The organism is Pseudoalteromonas aurantia (assembly GCF_005886875.1).
In the GTDB taxonomy this organism is placed as follows: Bacteria; Pseudomonadota; Gammaproteobacteria; order Enterobacterales; family Alteromonadaceae; genus Pseudoalteromonas; species Pseudoalteromonas aurantia_A.
The window spans coordinates 1-16950 of sequence record NZ_PNBY01000009.1 but is presented as its reverse complement, the minus strand read 5'-3'; the positions used below and the strand labels follow the sequence as shown (position 1 = coordinate 16950).

The 16950-nt window shown below is 37.5% G+C and carries 14 protein-coding genes; 12 read left to right on the top strand and 2 right to left on the bottom strand.

Translation table 11 applies throughout. The features are described from left to right. From murB to wecA, 11 genes are all read left to right on the top strand, one after another. Complete coding sequence (gene murB / locus CWC18_RS01250) at positions 1–933, top strand: UDP-N-acetylmuramate dehydrogenase (protein ID WP_138674546.1); 933 nt, start codon at positions 1–3, stop codon at positions 931–933. Continuing rightward, a complete protein-coding gene (locus CWC18_RS01245; protein ID WP_138674545.1) occupies positions 930–2201 on the top strand; it encodes a polysaccharide biosynthesis C-terminal domain-containing protein in 1272 nt (423 codons plus the stop codon). The genes murB and CWC18_RS01245 overlap by 4 nt, the downstream gene beginning before the upstream one ends. Continuing rightward, a complete protein-coding gene (locus CWC18_RS01240) occupies positions 2198–2668 on the top strand; it encodes a serine O-acetyltransferase (protein ID WP_138674544.1) in 471 nt (156 codons plus the stop codon). The genes CWC18_RS01245 and CWC18_RS01240 overlap by 4 nt, the downstream gene beginning before the upstream one ends. A gap of 2 nt (positions 2669–2670) precedes the next feature. Continuing rightward, positions 2671–3600, top strand: a complete 930-nt coding sequence (locus CWC18_RS01235; RefSeq protein ID WP_138674543.1) for a glycosyltransferase family 2 protein — start codon at positions 2671–2673, stop codon at positions 3598–3600. Between the two features lie 77 nt (positions 3601–3677). Then, complete coding sequence (locus tag CWC18_RS01230) at positions 3678–4823, top strand: oligosaccharide repeat unit polymerase (protein ID WP_138674542.1); 1146 nt, start codon at positions 3678–3680, stop codon at positions 4821–4823. 14 nt (positions 4824–4837) lie between these two features. Then, on the top strand, positions 4838–5629 hold the full coding sequence (locus CWC18_RS01225) for a glycosyltransferase family 2 protein (RefSeq protein WP_138674541.1): 792 nt from the start codon (positions 4838–4840) through the stop codon (positions 5627–5629). Beyond that, positions 5629–6795, top strand: a complete 1167-nt coding sequence (locus CWC18_RS01220) for a glycosyltransferase family 4 protein (RefSeq protein ID WP_138674540.1) — start codon at positions 5629–5631, stop codon at positions 6793–6795. The genes CWC18_RS01225 and CWC18_RS01220 overlap by 1 nt, the downstream gene beginning before the upstream one ends. Further along, on the top strand, positions 6782–7360 hold the full coding sequence (locus tag CWC18_RS21685) for a DapH/DapD/GlmU-related protein (RefSeq protein ID WP_138674539.1): 579 nt from the start codon (positions 6782–6784) through the stop codon (positions 7358–7360). The genes CWC18_RS01220 and CWC18_RS21685 overlap by 14 nt, the downstream gene beginning before the upstream one ends. A gap of 68 nt (positions 7361–7428) precedes the next feature. After that, a complete protein-coding gene (locus CWC18_RS01210) occupies positions 7429–8595 on the top strand; it encodes a nucleotide sugar dehydrogenase (RefSeq protein WP_138674538.1) in 1167 nt (388 codons plus the stop codon). 10 nt (positions 8596–8605) lie between these two features. Beyond that, positions 8606–9610, top strand: a complete 1005-nt coding sequence (locus CWC18_RS01205; protein WP_138674537.1) for an NAD-dependent epimerase — start codon at positions 8606–8608, stop codon at positions 9608–9610. A gap of 188 nt (positions 9611–9798) precedes the next feature. After that, positions 9799–10878: a UDP-N-acetylglucosamine--undecaprenyl-phosphate N-acetylglucosaminephosphotransferase gene (gene wecA / locus CWC18_RS01200; protein WP_138674536.1), complete on the top strand. Its 1080-nt coding sequence runs from the start codon at positions 9799–9801 to the stop codon at positions 10876–10878. A gap of 174 nt (positions 10879–11052) precedes the next feature. On the opposite strand, the gene CWC18_RS01195 is transcribed toward wecA, so the two are convergent. Then, positions 11053–13167, bottom strand: a complete 2115-nt coding sequence (locus tag CWC18_RS01195; protein ID WP_249930058.1) for a YjbH domain-containing protein — start codon at positions 13165–13167, stop codon at positions 11053–11055. Positions 13168–13656: 489 nt separating this feature from the next. On the opposite strand from CWC18_RS01195, the gene CWC18_RS01190 reads away from it, so the two are divergent. After that, entirely contained in the window at positions 13657–15249 is a 1593-nt protein-coding gene (locus tag CWC18_RS01190) for a hypothetical protein (RefSeq protein ID WP_138674535.1), read from the top strand. 557 nt (positions 15250–15806) lie between these two features. Here CWC18_RS01190 and CWC18_RS01185 read toward each other — a convergent pair. Beyond that, entirely contained in the window at positions 15807–16484 is a 678-nt protein-coding gene (locus CWC18_RS01185; RefSeq protein WP_138674534.1) for a hypothetical protein, read from the bottom strand. Positions 16485–16950: the final 466 nt, after the last annotated feature.

Genomic DNA, 16950 nt, shown 5'->3' with positions numbered 1-16950 from the left:
ATGTTCAAGGTTATAGATAATGTAGACCTTTCTAAGTATTCTAATTGGAAAATTGGAGGGGTTGCAAAAAAACTAATTTACATCAATGATGTTGATGATTATAAAAAAGCTGTATTTTTTTGTGAAAAATATAAACTCAGTCCAGTAATTGTAGGTAACACTACTAATTTACTATTTGATAATGGCTATTTAGATATAGCGCTTCTAAAGTTGACGGACAGATTCAGTTCAATACGTATAGATGATAACCAGATTACAGTTGGATCTAATATTGAATGTCATCGTCTATCTAGATTGGCACAAGTTAATGGATTGAAAGGTCTAGAACATATAGTTGGCATTCCTGCTACGCTTGGAGGGTTAGTCTATATGAACGGAGGAAGTAAACGTACTACTATTAGCTCTAGCATTATATCAGTAACCTCGGTGGACAGTAATGGCCAGGAAATTGTAAGGGAAGCTAATGAATGCTCATTTGAATATCGGAAGAGTATATTTCAAGAGAAGAAAGAGTTAATAACTTCAGTTAAGTTGTCACTTTCTAAAGGAAGCTCATCAAAAATAAGAAGGGAATGCCTATCGATTTTAAGAGATCGTAGGAAAAAATTTCCAAGAAAACTACCTAGTTGTGGTTCGCTTTTCGTTAGCGAACCATCAATGTATAATGAATTTGGTCCTCCAGGTAAAATAATAGAAAGCTTAGGGTTTAAAGGTTCTAAAATTGGTGGAGCTATGGTATCTCCGATACACGCAAATTTTATTGTTAACTTTGGAGGGGCAGTTGCATCTGATGTTGTTAAATTAGTCAATCAAATTAATGAGCGTATTCATAGCGAACATGGCTTTACTTTAAAATCTGAAGGCGTCTTTGTATCATCTAAAGGGGAGTTGATACGTCTAGACGACTTATCAGATGAGAATAGTTTAATATGATAAAAGACACAATGTCTGTATTTTTCATTAAAGTATTTACTATAGCTAGTTCATTTGTTGTAATGGTTATACTAGCTAGAGGGCTTGGAGCTGAAAATAGAGGAATATTTTCGGCTTTACTTGTTGTTCCTCAACTAGTTATAGCTTTAACTGAAGGAGGGATGAGACAGGCGGGTACTTACTTTATAGGAAAAAGAGAAATAAGTGAAAGTAAGGTGCTTGGAGCTTTAATTCTATTTCTTTCTATTGCCTCTATTTTTGGAAGTTTTCTAATATATTTCTCTCTTGATTTTAATTCTTTTGAATTAGGCAAAGAATATTTATTTCCTCTTCTTTTGATATATTTCTTGAATTTGTCTTTAAATTTAATTAAAGGTGTTTATTTAGGGCTGGGTAAAATAAAAAAGTACAATTCTGCAGTTCATATACAGCAGACTATATATATGTCTATTGTATTGTTGCTTTATTTTTACGAGGAACTTACCCTTGAAAATACTTTATTTTCTCTAATCATTGGTTTAATTGTAAGTTTCGTATTAAATTTATATTACTTGGTAAGAAATACAACAGTAATATTAAGTCTAGACTTTTCAACAATGATAATAATGCTTAAAAAAAGCTGGATGTATGCGCTAGTATTTTTCCTTATTCTGTCTAACTATAAGATAGATATTATTTTCCTAACCTCTTGGTCTACTTTAGAACAAGTTGGTATTTATACTATATCGACTCAAATTGCTGATATGCTTTGGCAGCTTCCTGCTGCATTCGTAGTTGTAATAATGTCGAATGCTTCGAGAAGTGTCGAGAATGACAACTGGTATTGTAAAGTTGTTTTCCTAACCAAAATAAACTTATATATTACTTGCTTACTATCTTTTGTTTTTGTTGTTTTTGGCGGTTTTTTTGTAAATATTATCTTCGGCGTAGAGTATGCATACTCATATAATGTTATGTGTTATCTATTACCAGGGGTTATCCTTATGACTCTCTTTAAAACCTTAAACGCTGATTTTGCGGGTAATGGAAAAGCTCATGTTGGTCTGTACATCATGGGGCCAGCAGTTATGATTAATATATTAATGAATTATTTTTTGATTCCCGGTTACGGTGCTATAGGAGCTGCAATATCTTCGAGTATTAGCTATAGTGTTTCTGGTATTATTAGTGTGTTTTTATACAGCCGAATACGTAATGTTCCTGTTGGAAAGATAATTATGATTAGTATGAAAGAAATAAAAGGTAATTATAAGGAGTTGATAAGGTGATTTTCCTTAAAGTTATATGTGGATTTGGAAGTATTGTAGATGTACACCACTGTTATAAAGAACTATGTCTTTCGAAATACCGTGCTTTTAGATATATCAGTAGATGGTATAAAAATATAATGAGGAACAGATATAGTAGTTATATATCACCACATGCTGTTTTAGACCCAAATATAAAGTTCCCTCATCCAACGGGTATTGTTATTGGTGATGGTGTTGTTTGTGCTGACTGTACTATTTATCAGAATGTTACTTTGGGAGCAAAAAAAAGGTTCATTGACCCATCCAATAGAGAGTCTACTTATCCTAAAATCGGAACTGGTACCGTAATATATGCTAGTGCTGTCATTGTTGGAGGTATTTCTATTGGTTCTAATTCTATCGTTGGTGCTAATTCTTTTGTGGATTTTTCTATTCCAGAAAGTACTACGGTAGTTGGTAGTCCAGGAAAGATAATTAGTGGTTGATTATGACTATTTTAAAAAGAAAAGCTAAGTTACAAATAGTTTCGGTCTGGTACAATAGAGAAAACTACGTTGCTGAATCTATTTCTTCAGTCGTTGAACAACTTACTACTGATATGATCCTTACCTTAGTGGATGATGGATCAACTGATGGTACTTTAGCTGAGTTGCAAAAGTTTTCAAAATACTCCAATGTGGAGATTGTAGATAAACCGAACTCTGGTTTTGTCACTTCTATAAAGTTAGCTATATCAGCTAGGGATAGTAATTATATTGCTATCCATGGCGCTGGGGATATTTCATTACCAAATCGATTTAATTTACAGTTAGAACTTTTGGAGTCTACTAAATCTGTCGTTTGTGGCTGTCGTTTTAACAACTCCAATTCAACAAAGCTGTATGGAAAAAAAATAGCAAATGTTAACTACTCCAAGAAAATTATTAAGAGTAACCCATTTTCTCATGGTGAAGTTATGTTTTGTCGTGATGCATATAATCAAGTAGGTGGTTACAGAACTTTCTTTAAATATGCTCAAGATCGAGATTTGTGGTGTCGGTTGTCTACGGTTGGGAATTTTGTATCAGTAGATAAACACCTGTACACGCGATCTGCCAATATGGAGAATAATGTATCAAATGACGTTATTAAAATAATAGAACAACGGTATTACTCTTCTTTTGCATTATATCTTCACAAAGTTGCTATTTCCAACGAATGTTATGATTATTTGGATATTGATTCAGTAGATGCATTAATGTTTTCTTCTAGAGGAGACATTAGAAGAGAACTTATTAAACACTATTTTATTTCTATTAAAAATAATAAACTCGCACCCTCAATTTTTTTACTTCGTCAAATAAAAAAAGAATGTCCTTTTTATCAAGCTTCATTTATTAGTATTTTTCATTATTTTGTATCTAGGCTAATAAAGTGATTTTTTTTATTTTACTGATAGTTAATGTCATCTTAACCATTTACCTTAAGAGTAAGAAGTATACAAGTAGTTTGGTCGTGCCAGTTTTTTATATTATTACGGCCACCTATACTTACTTAGGTGTTTTTTATTTCAACTTTGCAAAAGTGGTTCCTGCAAACTTGTATGAATTGACATCTAATAGATATATTTTAGAAGCCTCTAATGTTTTTTTAATTTTTGTATTTTTCTATCTACTAGGATGTTTATTTTCTCATGTTTTTTTTAATAAAGGCTTAGTAGCTAGCAATAATCAAAATTTATTAAACTCTATTGCTGTTTTTAAAGATAGAGTACCTCAGTCTTTAATGATTTTCATTGCATTATCTGCTCCTATATTATTATTGCTTTCATTTGGAACTGAAGAAGTATTTTCAAGAACTGGATATACATCTGATTCGAGAGTCATGATTGGAATGACATTGTCGAGAATTTTGCTCCCTATATCGTGTATATGTATAGCATTTGTAAAAGGAAATATTTTTCGTTATTCACTATTATTTATCAATTATATCATGTTATTTGGAATAACATCTCGTGCTATGGTGTTTGTCCCTTTCTTTTATTTGTTGGGATGTTTTTTAATTAGTGAGAAATTTGGCTTTAAGCGAACTATTATTTGTATTTTTGTTTCAGTATTTTCATTAGCATTATCCTTGGATTATAGGTTTAACCTTCAACAGGGTATACTACCAAATGTAGAAAGTATATTCCGAGATGGTGTTGATTTTTCCATTGTAGTGTATGGACTAAACTACACACTATCATATTCAGTAATACTTCTTGGATATATGATTCAAACTGTAGATTATGATCTTTCTCTTTTCTTTGCTGCGTTATCACCTTTACCTAGTTTTATATATGATATTAGTAATATTATAAGTGATGCTAAAGTTAGAGCTAACATTCCATATTCCGCTATCGGAGAATTATATTTATCAGGATACTTTTTATTTTTAGTAATATCATTTGGTCTGGGTTGCTTTCTTAATAAATCTGAAATGTATTTTAAGAAAAAGTCAGGTATATTTGTTTTTATAGCATTTGTCTTTATGGCCATGTTTGCATTAATGTCGACACAATATCAACTAAGAGGTGCTTTCAGATTAATATATTACATTTTTTTTATTATGTTATTTTTATCCACCAAAAGAGCATTGTCATCAATAACATTTTACAGATAATTAGATAGGAACCTATGAGTAATAGAATATTTGTTTCGGTCGTATCACATGGACATGGAAGATTAATAGAAAAAATTGGTAGTCTTGAAGCTCTGTCTGGCTCATTTACTACTGTAGTTAAGTTAAACAAAGGTGAGTTTGGGTTTAGAGAATATTTGGAATCAAACTCTATTAGTTACATAGATGAAAATTATTACCAAGGTTTTGGGGAGAATAATAACCAAATATTTAATTACCTTACTCAAGAACACAATATTGATAGGGATGATTATATATTGTTGCTGAATCCCGATGTTAATATTTCAGTGGATGAAGTGACAAAACTACTAGAGTTGGTTATATTAAATAAATATAAAGCTGCTACAGTAAATCTCTTTCGAGATGATGAATTTACTGACTATGATCCTGCCGTTAGAAAATATCCTAAACTTTTTGACTTTATATCCTCTTTTCTGGGCTTTGGTAATCCAACTATTCTAGATAAGTCATCTATAAGTAAAAACACTGTGATCGATTGGTGTGCTGGTTCGTTTATTCTTATTCGTGCAGATTTGTATTCGAGTCTTAGAGGGTTCGATGAGAAATACTTCATGTACTGTGAAGACTTAGATCTTTGCTATCGATTAAAAAATAGTGGTTCTGATCTGATTTTTATACCAAGTGTTAAGGCTATCCATTATGGCAAGCATGGTAGTAGAAATATTTTCTCTAAGCATTTCTATTGGCATGTAAAAAGTATATTTAGGTTTTTGGTATCAACTAAATTTAAAGTTTCAGTTAAATCTAGTGTTGGTGAGATAAAGTAATGGGCAAAAAAACAAATTCAGTTTTGTATATTCATGACTTTCGATTTATTAGAGATCATCAAGGTAATGTATATACAGCAGTTGGAATGCCAGAGCGTTACTTTGATCGATTTTTTGATTCTGGTTATAAGAATGTAATTATATTGTCGAGAAGTATAACATTGTCAAAGGATGAAATAGTTAAATCTGGGTTTACAAAAATAGAAAATAAAAATATTATTCTTTTATGTGATATTAAGACGTATGTATCACTTTTTAGTCCTGCTTTTCTAAAAAAATTACACAATAATGTAAAGCAATATGAACTTACAGTTATAAATTTCCCAAGTGTAATCGGGACGTTTTTTTATTTTATAAATTTTTTTTATAGAAAAAATTATACTATTGAGCTGGCTGCAGGTAAAGAGCAGTTCAAAGGAAAAAGATTGGGTAGTCTAGTTTCTTGCTTGCATGGATTTATTTTCCCTAGGATCATTAGACGCTCCCTTGGTTATATAACAGTCTCCAAATATCTTGCTTCAACGTATCCTCACCCTAATATTGAAATAGCTAGTAATGTCTATATAGATAAGGTTCAAGCTCCTCGCTCGCAACTAGTTAAATTTTCTTCTAAGCGTAAAGCTAAGCTACTTTTTGTTGGTGGCTTGAATAAAAGAAAAGGTTTCGAGACATTACTTAACACAATGGTACTACTGAAGCGAAATTTGGGTGATTTTTTCGAGTTACATGTGGCAGGAGGCCATAGTGATATTGACTATGAGCTAGTTTCAGAGAAGCTTTGTATATCAGATATGGTCTTTTTCCACGGTATCCTAGATTTTTCAGGTTTAGATGCTCTCTATAGGTGCTCTGATATATATGTTCAACCAAGTTTGTCAGAGGGAATACCACGAGCAACCTTGGAGGCGATGTCTTATGGTTTGCCTGTTGTGGCAACAGAGCTCCCCGGTTTTAAGGAGATTCTACCTAGTGAATGTCTTGTTCCTACTTCAGATCCATTGAGTTTATTTCATAAAATAGAAAAAAACCTCTTTGAAAAAGAAGTATATATAAAAAATTCAGAGCGAAATATTATAGTGGCCAGTTCATATCTAAATGATGTATTAGCTCAAAGACGAGTTGAATTTTACAAGAAAATTAAGGGCGAATCTAATGAAAGGGTATAATATAATTGGTCTTTACAATGTCTTAACTTCTTTAATTTACACAAAAATTTGCCACAGAAAAGCTAGATTGATTCGTCTGCCTGTATCAATTAGAGGATCGGAAAACATAGATTTAGGCGAAGGATTAGTCTCTGGAAGATACTGTAGAATCGATGCTCTTTCTAAGAAAAATAGGCAAATATCTTTTGGAAATAATTGTCAGATTAATGACTCAGTTCATATTGCAGCTATAGATAGTATCAATATTGGAGATAATGTACTTATAGCAAGTCGCGTTTTTATTACAGATCATCAGCATGGTTGCTATTCCGGCAATAATATTAGCTTCCCTGAAGAGCTAGCCTCCCAAAGACGATTGTCATCTAAGCCCGTTACCTTAGGAAATAATGTATGGGTAGGTGAAGGAGTTTGCATTCTTCCTGGTGTTAGTATTGGTGATAATAGCATTATTGGGGCTAACTCAGTTGTTACTAAATCATTACCTAAAAATGTTATTGCTTGTGGTAATCCGGTAAAGGTTATCAAAGAGTTTGATGAGCGTTCACAGACCTGGCGATCTTTATGAAAAATGTAAAGATAGCCCTTTCGAGAATCAGAAGTTATTTATTATTTAGTTAAACAGTTGGCTTATTTATGAAAATTGCAATTGCCGGTACCGGCTATGTAGGCTTATCAAATGCGATGCTATTATCACAGCATCATAATGTTATCGCGGTCGATATTATCGAAGAGAAAGTAAAACTACTGAATGATAGAATATCGCCAATCGTCGACGCAGAAATTGAAGATTTCCTGGCGAATAAGTCATTAAACTTCGCCGCGACACTCGATAAAGAATTGGCGTATTCAAATGCTGATTATGTGGTTATTGCTACCCCTACAGATTATGACGTAGAGACCAACTACTTCAATACCTCTTCCGTTGAAGCTGTAATTAAGGACGTGATGGTGATTAACCCAAATGCAGTAATGGTGATTAAGTCTACCATCCCTGTGGGCTATACCGCGCGTATCAAAGAAAAACTGGGTTGTGAAAACCTGATGTTCTCGCCAGAGTTTTTGCGTGAAGGCAAAGCTTTATACGACAACCTGCACCCATCTCGTATTGTGGTAGGTGAGCGTTCGGAACGTGCTCAGGTATTCGCAAACCTACTGTTAGAAGGCGCGGTGAAGAAAGATGTTGAAATCCTGTTTACCGATTCGACTGAAGCGGAAGCGGTAAAACTGTTCTCAAATACTTACTTGGCCCTGCGTGTTGCTTACTTTAATGAACTGGATACTTACGCAGAATCGCATGGCTTAGATACGCGCCAAATCATTGATGGTGTGTGTTTAGACCCACGTATTGGCTCACATTACAACAACCCTTCATTTGGTTACGGCGGTTACTGTTTGCCGAAAGACACCAAACAACTGCGAGCCAACTACTCAGATGTACCGAATAACATTATTGGTGCGATTGTGGATTCGAACACCACACGTAAAGATTTTATTGCCGACTCTATCATCAAACGTAATCCAACGCGTGTCGGAATTTACCGTCTAGTGATGAAGTCAGGCTCTGATAATTTCCGCGCTTCGAGTATTCAAGGCATTATGAAACGCCTTAAAGCAAAAGGCATTGAAGTGGTGGTGTTTGAGCCAGAGCTGAAAGAGAAAGAGTTCTTCCGCTCATTGGTGTTAACGGATTTCGAGCAGTTTAAGTCAAGCTGTGATGTGATTGTGTCTAACCGCATGGCGCAAGAGCTGGCGGATGTACAAGACAAAGTGTACACACGCGATCTATTCGGTTCAGATTAAGGATAAAACTATGAAGTATTTAGTAACAGGCGCAGCGGGTTTTATTGGCAGTGCTGTCGTAGAGCAGCTCACGGCGAAAGGTCATCAAGTGGTTGGTGTTGATAACCTAAATAATTACTACGATGTAGCCTTGAAAGAGGCGCGTCTAGCGCGAGTTCAACATGCCAACTTTAAATTGGTTCAGTTAGATATTGCCGAACGCGATGGTGTAGCTCACCTGTTTGAAGCTGAGCAGTTTGATCAAGTGATTCACTTAGCAGCGCAAGCGGGGGTTCGCTACTCTATTGAAAACCCACATGCGTATGCGGATTCAAACTTAGTCGGTCATTTGAACATTCTGGAAGGGTGCCGTCACAATAAAGTGCAGCACTTAGTGTATGCCTCTTCAAGCTCTGTGTACGGGTTGAATGCTAAAACACCGTTTGCAACGTCAGATTCGGTGGATCACCCCGTTTCATTGTATGCAGCGACTAAGAAGTCGAATGAGCTGATGGCACACAGCTACTCTCATCTGTACGATATTCCAACCACTGGCTTACGCTTCTTTACCGTGTATGGTTCGTGGGGCCGTCCAGATATGGCACCGTTTATCTTCACTAAGAAGATTTTAGACGGTGATACCATTGATATCAATAATAATGGTGACATGTGGCGTGATTTCACTCACGTAAACGATATTGTTGAAGGTGTGGTACGTATTGCGGATGTAGTACCAACGCGTGATAACGACTGGACGGTCGAAGCTGGCTCTCCAGCAACAAGCTCTGCACCTTATGCTGTGTATAACATTGGTCACGGCTCTCCAATTAACTTGATGGATTTTGTCAAAGCGATTGAAGATGAACTGGGTATTGAAGCGAAGAAAAATTTTCGTGAAATGCAACCTGGCGATGTTTACCAAACCTATGCAGATACCCAAGACTTGTTTGCAGCAACGGGCTATACACCTAAGGTCACTGTTAAAGAAGGGGTTGCTGAGTTTGTTGAGTGGTACAAGTTATTTTATAATCAATAATGTTTACTTATGATATTTGAGTAATATGTGCTTTTTTATTTAAAGCACTTTTTCTCTACTTGTATTTAATTCACCCAATAGATAGAGAGCATCGATACAGATAGGCTCACACTCTTCTCATTTCGCGAATAATGAACTAAACTAGTTTTTTAATAAATCTCGCTCATATTTTTAATAAGGATGTGTAAATGTTAGTCGAGCTCGCCTATGTTTTTTTCTTTTCATTCACCACGTTGTTTGTAATGAGAAAAGTGGCTAAAAAGATAGGGTTGGTTGATAAACCAAATGCTAGAAAGCATCACGAAGGTGTTGTGCCGTTAGCTGGTGGTATTTCAGTTTGTATCTCTGTGTCATATTTTTTATATCAACATGTTGAGGTTGCGCCTCAGTTATTTGTACTTTTAGCAAGTTTAGTATTTCTCACCATATTAGGTGCACTTGACGATAAGTTTGATTTAAGTGTTAAGTTACGATTAGCGTTGCAGGCCTGTGTTGCTGTTTTAATGATGCACTTTACAGACTATCGATTAACCTCATTGGGTAACCCATTTGGTTTTGGGTCAATCGACTTACCGTTAATCGGCTATGTTATGACCGTTTTTGCCGTGATAGCGGCAATTAATGCGTTTAATATGGTTGATGGTATAGATGGATTACTAGGTGGGTTGTCTATTGTTACCTTTTCAAGCTTAGCGCTGCTAGGTGTTATTTTTGGTGATGGCTTAACGACGTCTATCTGCTTTATTTTCGTATTCGCGATTATTCCCTATGTTTGTATGAACCTTGGTTTACTCGGCCGTAAAAGAAAGGTGTTTATGGGAGATGCAGGCAGTATGATGATAGGGTTTGCCGTTGTATGGTTACTGTTGTCGGTGAGTCAAGTGACCGAAGCTGGCGCGCACTCGATTCGACCTGTTACCGCACTTTGGTTGATTGCTATTCCACTGATGGATATGGCGGCAATTATGATCCGAAGAGTAAAACGCGGAGACTCACCCTTTAAACCCGATCGTGAACACCTTCATCACATATTTCAAAAGCTTGGCTTTTCTTCTAGGCAAACACTCGTGATTATTGTGTTGATATCTACGTCGCTTGCATTAGTGGGAGTTTTAGGGGAGGTATTTTCTATACCAGAGCCATTGATGTTTTATGGTTTTGTGCTGCTATTCTGGTTATATCATTCAGCGCTATCTAATGTTTATACTTTAGGTAAAGTAGTGAATAACATATTTGGTGTTAACCTTGTGGTTGAAAATGCGAAGTGATATGGCGTTATATTATTGACGAGCAACTTATCCATTTTGTACTGCATTGTTTAACTTATAAACTGAGCTGCTGTTACTTATTTTTATGGTGAGTAGTTACAATTAAGTGAATTATATTTAGCGAGCTGCTTTTTAAAAGCAGCTCGCTTTTTATTTGGCGTGGTGGTTTAGAGGTTACTTAGCGTAGGTTTTATAAGCCTCGCGTAACCTAGGCAGGTGATGCTGAATATAGCTTTCAGACAAGCGGCTTTGATTAAACAGCTCGGTTTCAATTGAGGTGTCGTCAAACGGCAATTTACCCAACCCAAATGCGACGTTGTTATGTGATTCACCTACACGGGTTTGTATACGCTCTCTCCAATTGTTTTTACCTTTTATTACACCGTATGGGGTTGCATAGTCTTTACGAGGGGTTAATGGCACAGTTAAGCCAATACCGACAAATCGGCCTTTGGTGTCGAGGTAATAAACATCGAGTGATGTGTCGCCAAACCAAAACTTACTCGTGAGCTTATAGCCGCTGTCTTTATTGAAAAACTTACCAACGCTTGCTGATAGGCTGATATCGTATTCTGATAAGTTGTATTGGTAGCTGGTGTTGTAAATGGTTTTGTCACCATCAAAATCTTGGTAATCAAAGTAGCCAAGCTTCGCACTGACTTGATGGCGGCCGCTTTCGCTCATCCACATACTTTGATGTTTAAAGCCTAAGTAATCGGTAAAGTCGTAGTAATAACCAATTTGTGTTTGGTTATTAATGTTAAACGGTAACTGCCAATTTTGTTTGTAGGTTAAGCTGGTAAGGCCATCTTTATGCCGAAACCTTGTAAAAGGTTTGTTGTCTTTAAAGTCATCTGACGTGGCAATACCTTGCGTACCGGTAACGTTAATAGAGCCACCTTGCCAAATTGGCACCTCTAACTGCGCTTTTAATGCAAGTGAATAGTCAAGTACACCAAGTTCAGTCGCTACACCTTTTACTATATCAGGGCTTAATGTTAAGCGGGGTGTGTAATAAGGGCTATTCGTCGAGCCAAAATTAACCCAAGTTAGGCCGCCATGCCGTATGTTCACTCGGTTGGTGATGGCTAAGTTAGGCGCACTGCCTGATTGTATAAAGCCTCTGTAATCATCTAACTGGCCAGATATTTGTATTTGCGGTATTTCTAGCTTTTGTAGTACTAAGTTGAAGTTCATACCCGGGTGATTGAAGTGTGCTTGTAAGCGACCAAGTATTAACCCTATTGCGTCTAATTCATTTTGGTTAAATACATGGTTTTCAATAATAACGTGTACACTGGTAAGACTATAACCAACATGAATGTTTTCAAATCCATCGTCAAGCAGCGCGGCTTTAAAGGCCATGGCTGTTTGCTCTAGTTCTGAATCCGTCGCAGCGTGCTTTACTTGCTTTGATTTCAGTAAAGTCGGCTTGTTTTTTAGTTGGGGTGCTTTTGGCCCAGAACTGTTTGAATTAGCAGTGTTTGGTACTATGTGGGTCGTTGATTGAAGTGAAAGCTGTGGTGCCGGCTTTACTGGCCTAAAGCTTTTATGTTCAGGTTTATTTAATTGGTATTTAAAGTTAATACCAAAATAGACATCGTCTTCACTTTGTTTATGGTCGTAATAGTTTGCAGCTAAGCTAATGGCTAGTTGATTGCTTAACCACTTGCTTGGTACATGTAGTTTGAGGCCTGAGCTGGTTGCTTCACCATCGTGTTCAGCAGTTATACTTAACCAGTTTGTTGCATGCCATTGTACACCCGCGAATGCGCCATCTAGTCGGTTTGTTAGGTTATCTGTCGTGCCTGCACCAAGCGTTAAATCAAAGTCCCCTAAGCGTTTGGTTGCAACTGCATAATAGGCTTTATAGTTGTTAGCAGCGCCGCCTATGTCTTGTGCGCCCACTGCCAATGAAAACCAATCGTTAGGAATAAACGGCAACTGATATTTAGCATTGAAAGAAAGGTCGCGAATTTCATAAATACCTTTTTCTCGATCATGAAACATGTTGTTGTGCATGCTATCACTGGCAATTTTACCACCGACTTCTAATCCTTCAAACACACCGGTGTTAATTGTGAAGTTATGCCCATCAACAACATCAGTTCTATATTCAAGTTGATTATTATATTGTGTGTGTAAGCTGCCGAAGTCGGCCACATAAGCATTTGGGATGTTAATTAGCCCTGTATAGCCGTAAAAAGACTGATTATCTTTTGTTGCAGCCATAAGTGGGGTGCTTGCCATCAAGCAAGACCACATTAAAGTGTTGGTTTTTTTGCGCATGAGTCAACCGTGTTGTAGTGTTATTTTGTGTCGCAACAACTCACAATAGAGAGTTTAAATGCGTTAAAATACGATTGTATCGAGGTTAATAAAAAATACCAACGGATTACTGTTGAGATGAGAAAAATATGAGTTTAATAGTAAAGTAGCAACAAAATTTATGATTAATAGCAAGTGTTTATCATATTAGTACCATTTAATATGATCTCGTGTCGTACATAGGTATTATTCTGTTGGATGTTTGCGCTGCATATGCTACATTTGTAACGCTAAAAGTTAAAGCTAGGCCTTGGTTTGTATGAACTTTAGGTAAACTTAAATTAGCAGAAGTTCAGGGAGTGAAAGAAGTCCCTGTTTAACTTTATTAAATTTTAATGTCTAAATTGCCATTAACTGTTGCTATGCATATAGTGATGGTTGAATTTAATGTATTGTTAACAGCGCACTTAAAAGTAGTTGTTAATTTTGAAAGGAACACAAGGACTAACCATGCTTGCTAATAAAAAATCACTTCTCGCTCTATCTGTTGCTTCTGCGCTAACCTTGACAGGTTGTTTCAGTGACGACGACAATAATGTAACTGTACCACCTGTAGAACCAACTGATCCGGTTGTTGTTGCGCCTGATGCACCTGTTGAATTGGGTTTAGTTATTAATGCAAACGTTGTTGATTCAGTAACAACTAACGTTTTAAATGCTAAGTTGTCATTTTTAGAAAATGGTGAAGAAGCAAATAATATTGTAGATGCTAATGGTAACGAATTAAAGGTTGTAGACGCCGCTGATGGTAACGTTGTATTTACTAAAAAAGCAGACTCTGAGATTACTGAAGTGACAGTGAGTGTAACTGCTGACGGTTACATTGGTAAAAGCTTTATAATTGATTTAACGGCTGCTGAAGGTGTTTCATCTGTCGCTGCGCAGTTAGCATTAGTGTCGGCGAATGGCGAGGGTGTTACGACGGTCGCAGAAACTGTTGGTGCTGTTGGCGGTGCTACGTCTACGGCTGTAGAAGCTGCGTCAACTGGTAAGTCAGGCGCTGGTGCAAATATTCCTGCGGGCACTCAGTTATTAGATGCCGCTGGAAATGCAATTTCAGGTGAGCTGGCATTAAGCGTAAGTGGTGCTGATAGTTCATCAAGCGCGGCCGCGGCAATTGTTCCGGCTGGCTTAAATGCTGCGGACGCTGCAAGCACGGCTAAATCTGCCGGTGTGGCAAATATTCTTATGGCTGATGCTAACGGGAATAAAGTAAAAAGCTTTGGTGACAGTGAGATCACTGTAACGATGGCGGTTCCTGCTACTACCATGATAAATGGCGTTGCAATTAAAACGGGTGATACACTTAAGTTGAAGTCGCATAATGAAGACACAGGTGTTTGGTCTGACGAAGAGAATGTAGTGACAATCGGTGACTTGGATGCTGAATCAAATACCTTCACTGGTACATTTCAAACAAACCATTTAACGTTCTTTTCATCTACGGTTGAAATTGAAGCATGTACTTCAGACATTTCAGTAAACTTGTCTGGTGATGCAGTTCCGGCTGGTGGACTATATGTTCAGTTTGCGTCAAGTGATGCATCTGCAAACAGCTTCATAGCTGCAGGTTCAACGTCAACGACATTAATCTCAGCAGATAATGCAAAACGTTCTGGTATCTCAGCAGATGCTACAGCGTCAGTGTCAATTGTTGATGCTAATGGTAATGAGTGGTTTAGCTCAGACGGTGAAGTAGCTGTATGTGGTGCTGTTACAGCAACACTGGTAAACCCTGTAGAGCTAGTTAGCGAAGGTTTTACTGTAATAGCAGCATGTGGTGATGGCCAAACAGTTGACATGAGTAATGCAGTTGTTACTTATGGCTTGGAAGGTAAGGCAAAATCTGTTGCAGCAAGTTCTGGTGGCGGTTCATTTGCACTGGCAGATCTTATTTCACAGAGAACATATCAAATTACAGTTGATGCACGTACTCCGTTAGCCGGTGATACAACTATTGGTACTACAGAAATATTAGCTGATGGTACTGCACAGCAAATTGACTTAAGAGCTGATTGTGGTGACTTAACTGGTGGTAACTAATCTAATTAGTTAGATATTGGTTACAAAAAAAGCCGCTGTAAAGCGGCTTTTTTGTGCGCGATCGAAAATTGATAGATATAAAGTTATAGACGAATAAATAGATTAATATGAATAAGCGAACGATAAACGTTCGCCTACGGGGGTTGGTTTTAATTCGGACGTTGGCGGAGCTTTATGCCGCGCTTTTGAGGTTTAAAGCGAACGATAAACGTTCGTCTACGGTAGGGTAGTTTTATTTGGACGTTGGCGGGGCTTTATGCCGCGCTTTTTTGAATTTAGGGTTTAAGCGAACGGTAAACGTTCGCCTACGGTGGAGTGGTTTTAATTCGGACGTTGGCGGGGCTTTATGCCGCGCTTTTTTGAATTTAGGGTTTAAGCGAACGATAAACGTTCGCCTACGGTGGAGTGGTTTTAATTCGGACGTTGGCGGGGCTTTATGCCGCGCTTTTTTTTGAGGGTTTTAGCGAACGATAAACGCTCGCCTACGGTGGGTTAGTTTTAATTCGGACGTTGACTGGGCTTTACGCCGCGCTTTGAAGGCGAACTAGGCATAGATATTAATTATGCCTATCCAAAAACCTCACCCAGTGTACATTGTTATTGATCACGCGCAGTGGTGCTATCACTTGCTTTAATGCACTCAACGGAAGAGGATCGGCAGTTGTCTCATCTTTTAATCCTAACAAATAGTAAAATGCCGCTTTGTTGGCGCGTTGTAATGCAGCAATGCGAATTTGTTGTTCAAAGTTTAAACGTAAGCTACTGATGGCTGTTTTGTGACCTTGCTGGTCAATAGAAGGTAAATCACACTTTTGTAAATACCCTAAACGTTCACCTTCACCAGAAAACCATATTCTCACTTTTTCGCTATAACGCCCTGACTTACTCGGTAAGTCATAAAGTAAACGTGAATGTTGTGCTTTTTTTACGTGTTCAATATAGCCTTCTAAACCAGCTTGCCATAATGCGGTATGAATCGGAATAAGTCGGTGACGTATTTTTCCGTGTGTTGTAAAGCTAAAGCAGTGCACTCCGTCTTTTTTTATTATGTCTGTGAGGTTGAGGCTGCCAATTTCATCGCTATAAGCACCTGTGTAGTAAGCAATGAGGGGGAGCCAAAAATGCCAATGTTTCGGTTGTTCACGCTTTTGCCGTTCATCGCCATAAATATAGCCATTAAACAAAGTGTGCAGCTCCATGGCTGAAAATGCTCGACGACCTAAATGCGACTTCATGGTGAACTAAATACCTACTTTATACTTAAGTGCCTAGTTTATATTGTATTTGGAGTGTGGAAAAGAGATGTTGTGTTTATGGGGTTAAAAGGTCGTTTTTGCGAGCGGTAAACGTTCGCCTACGGTGGGGTGGTTTTATTTGGACATTGGCGGGGCTTTATGCCGCGCTTTTTTGAATTGAGGGTTTGAGCGAGCGGTAAACGCTCGCCTACGATGGGTTGGTTTTATTTCGGACGTTGGCGGGGCTTTACGCCGCGCTTTTTATTGGGGGTTTAGCGAACGATGAACGTTCGCCTACGATGGTTTGGTTTTAATTCGGACGTTGGCGGGGCTTTATGCCGCGCTTTTTATTGAGGGTTTAAAGCGAGCGATAAACGTTCGCCTACGGTGGTTTTAATTCGGACGTTGGCGGGGCTTTATGCCGCGCTTTTTTTATTGGGGGTTTAAGCGAGCGGTAAACGTTCGC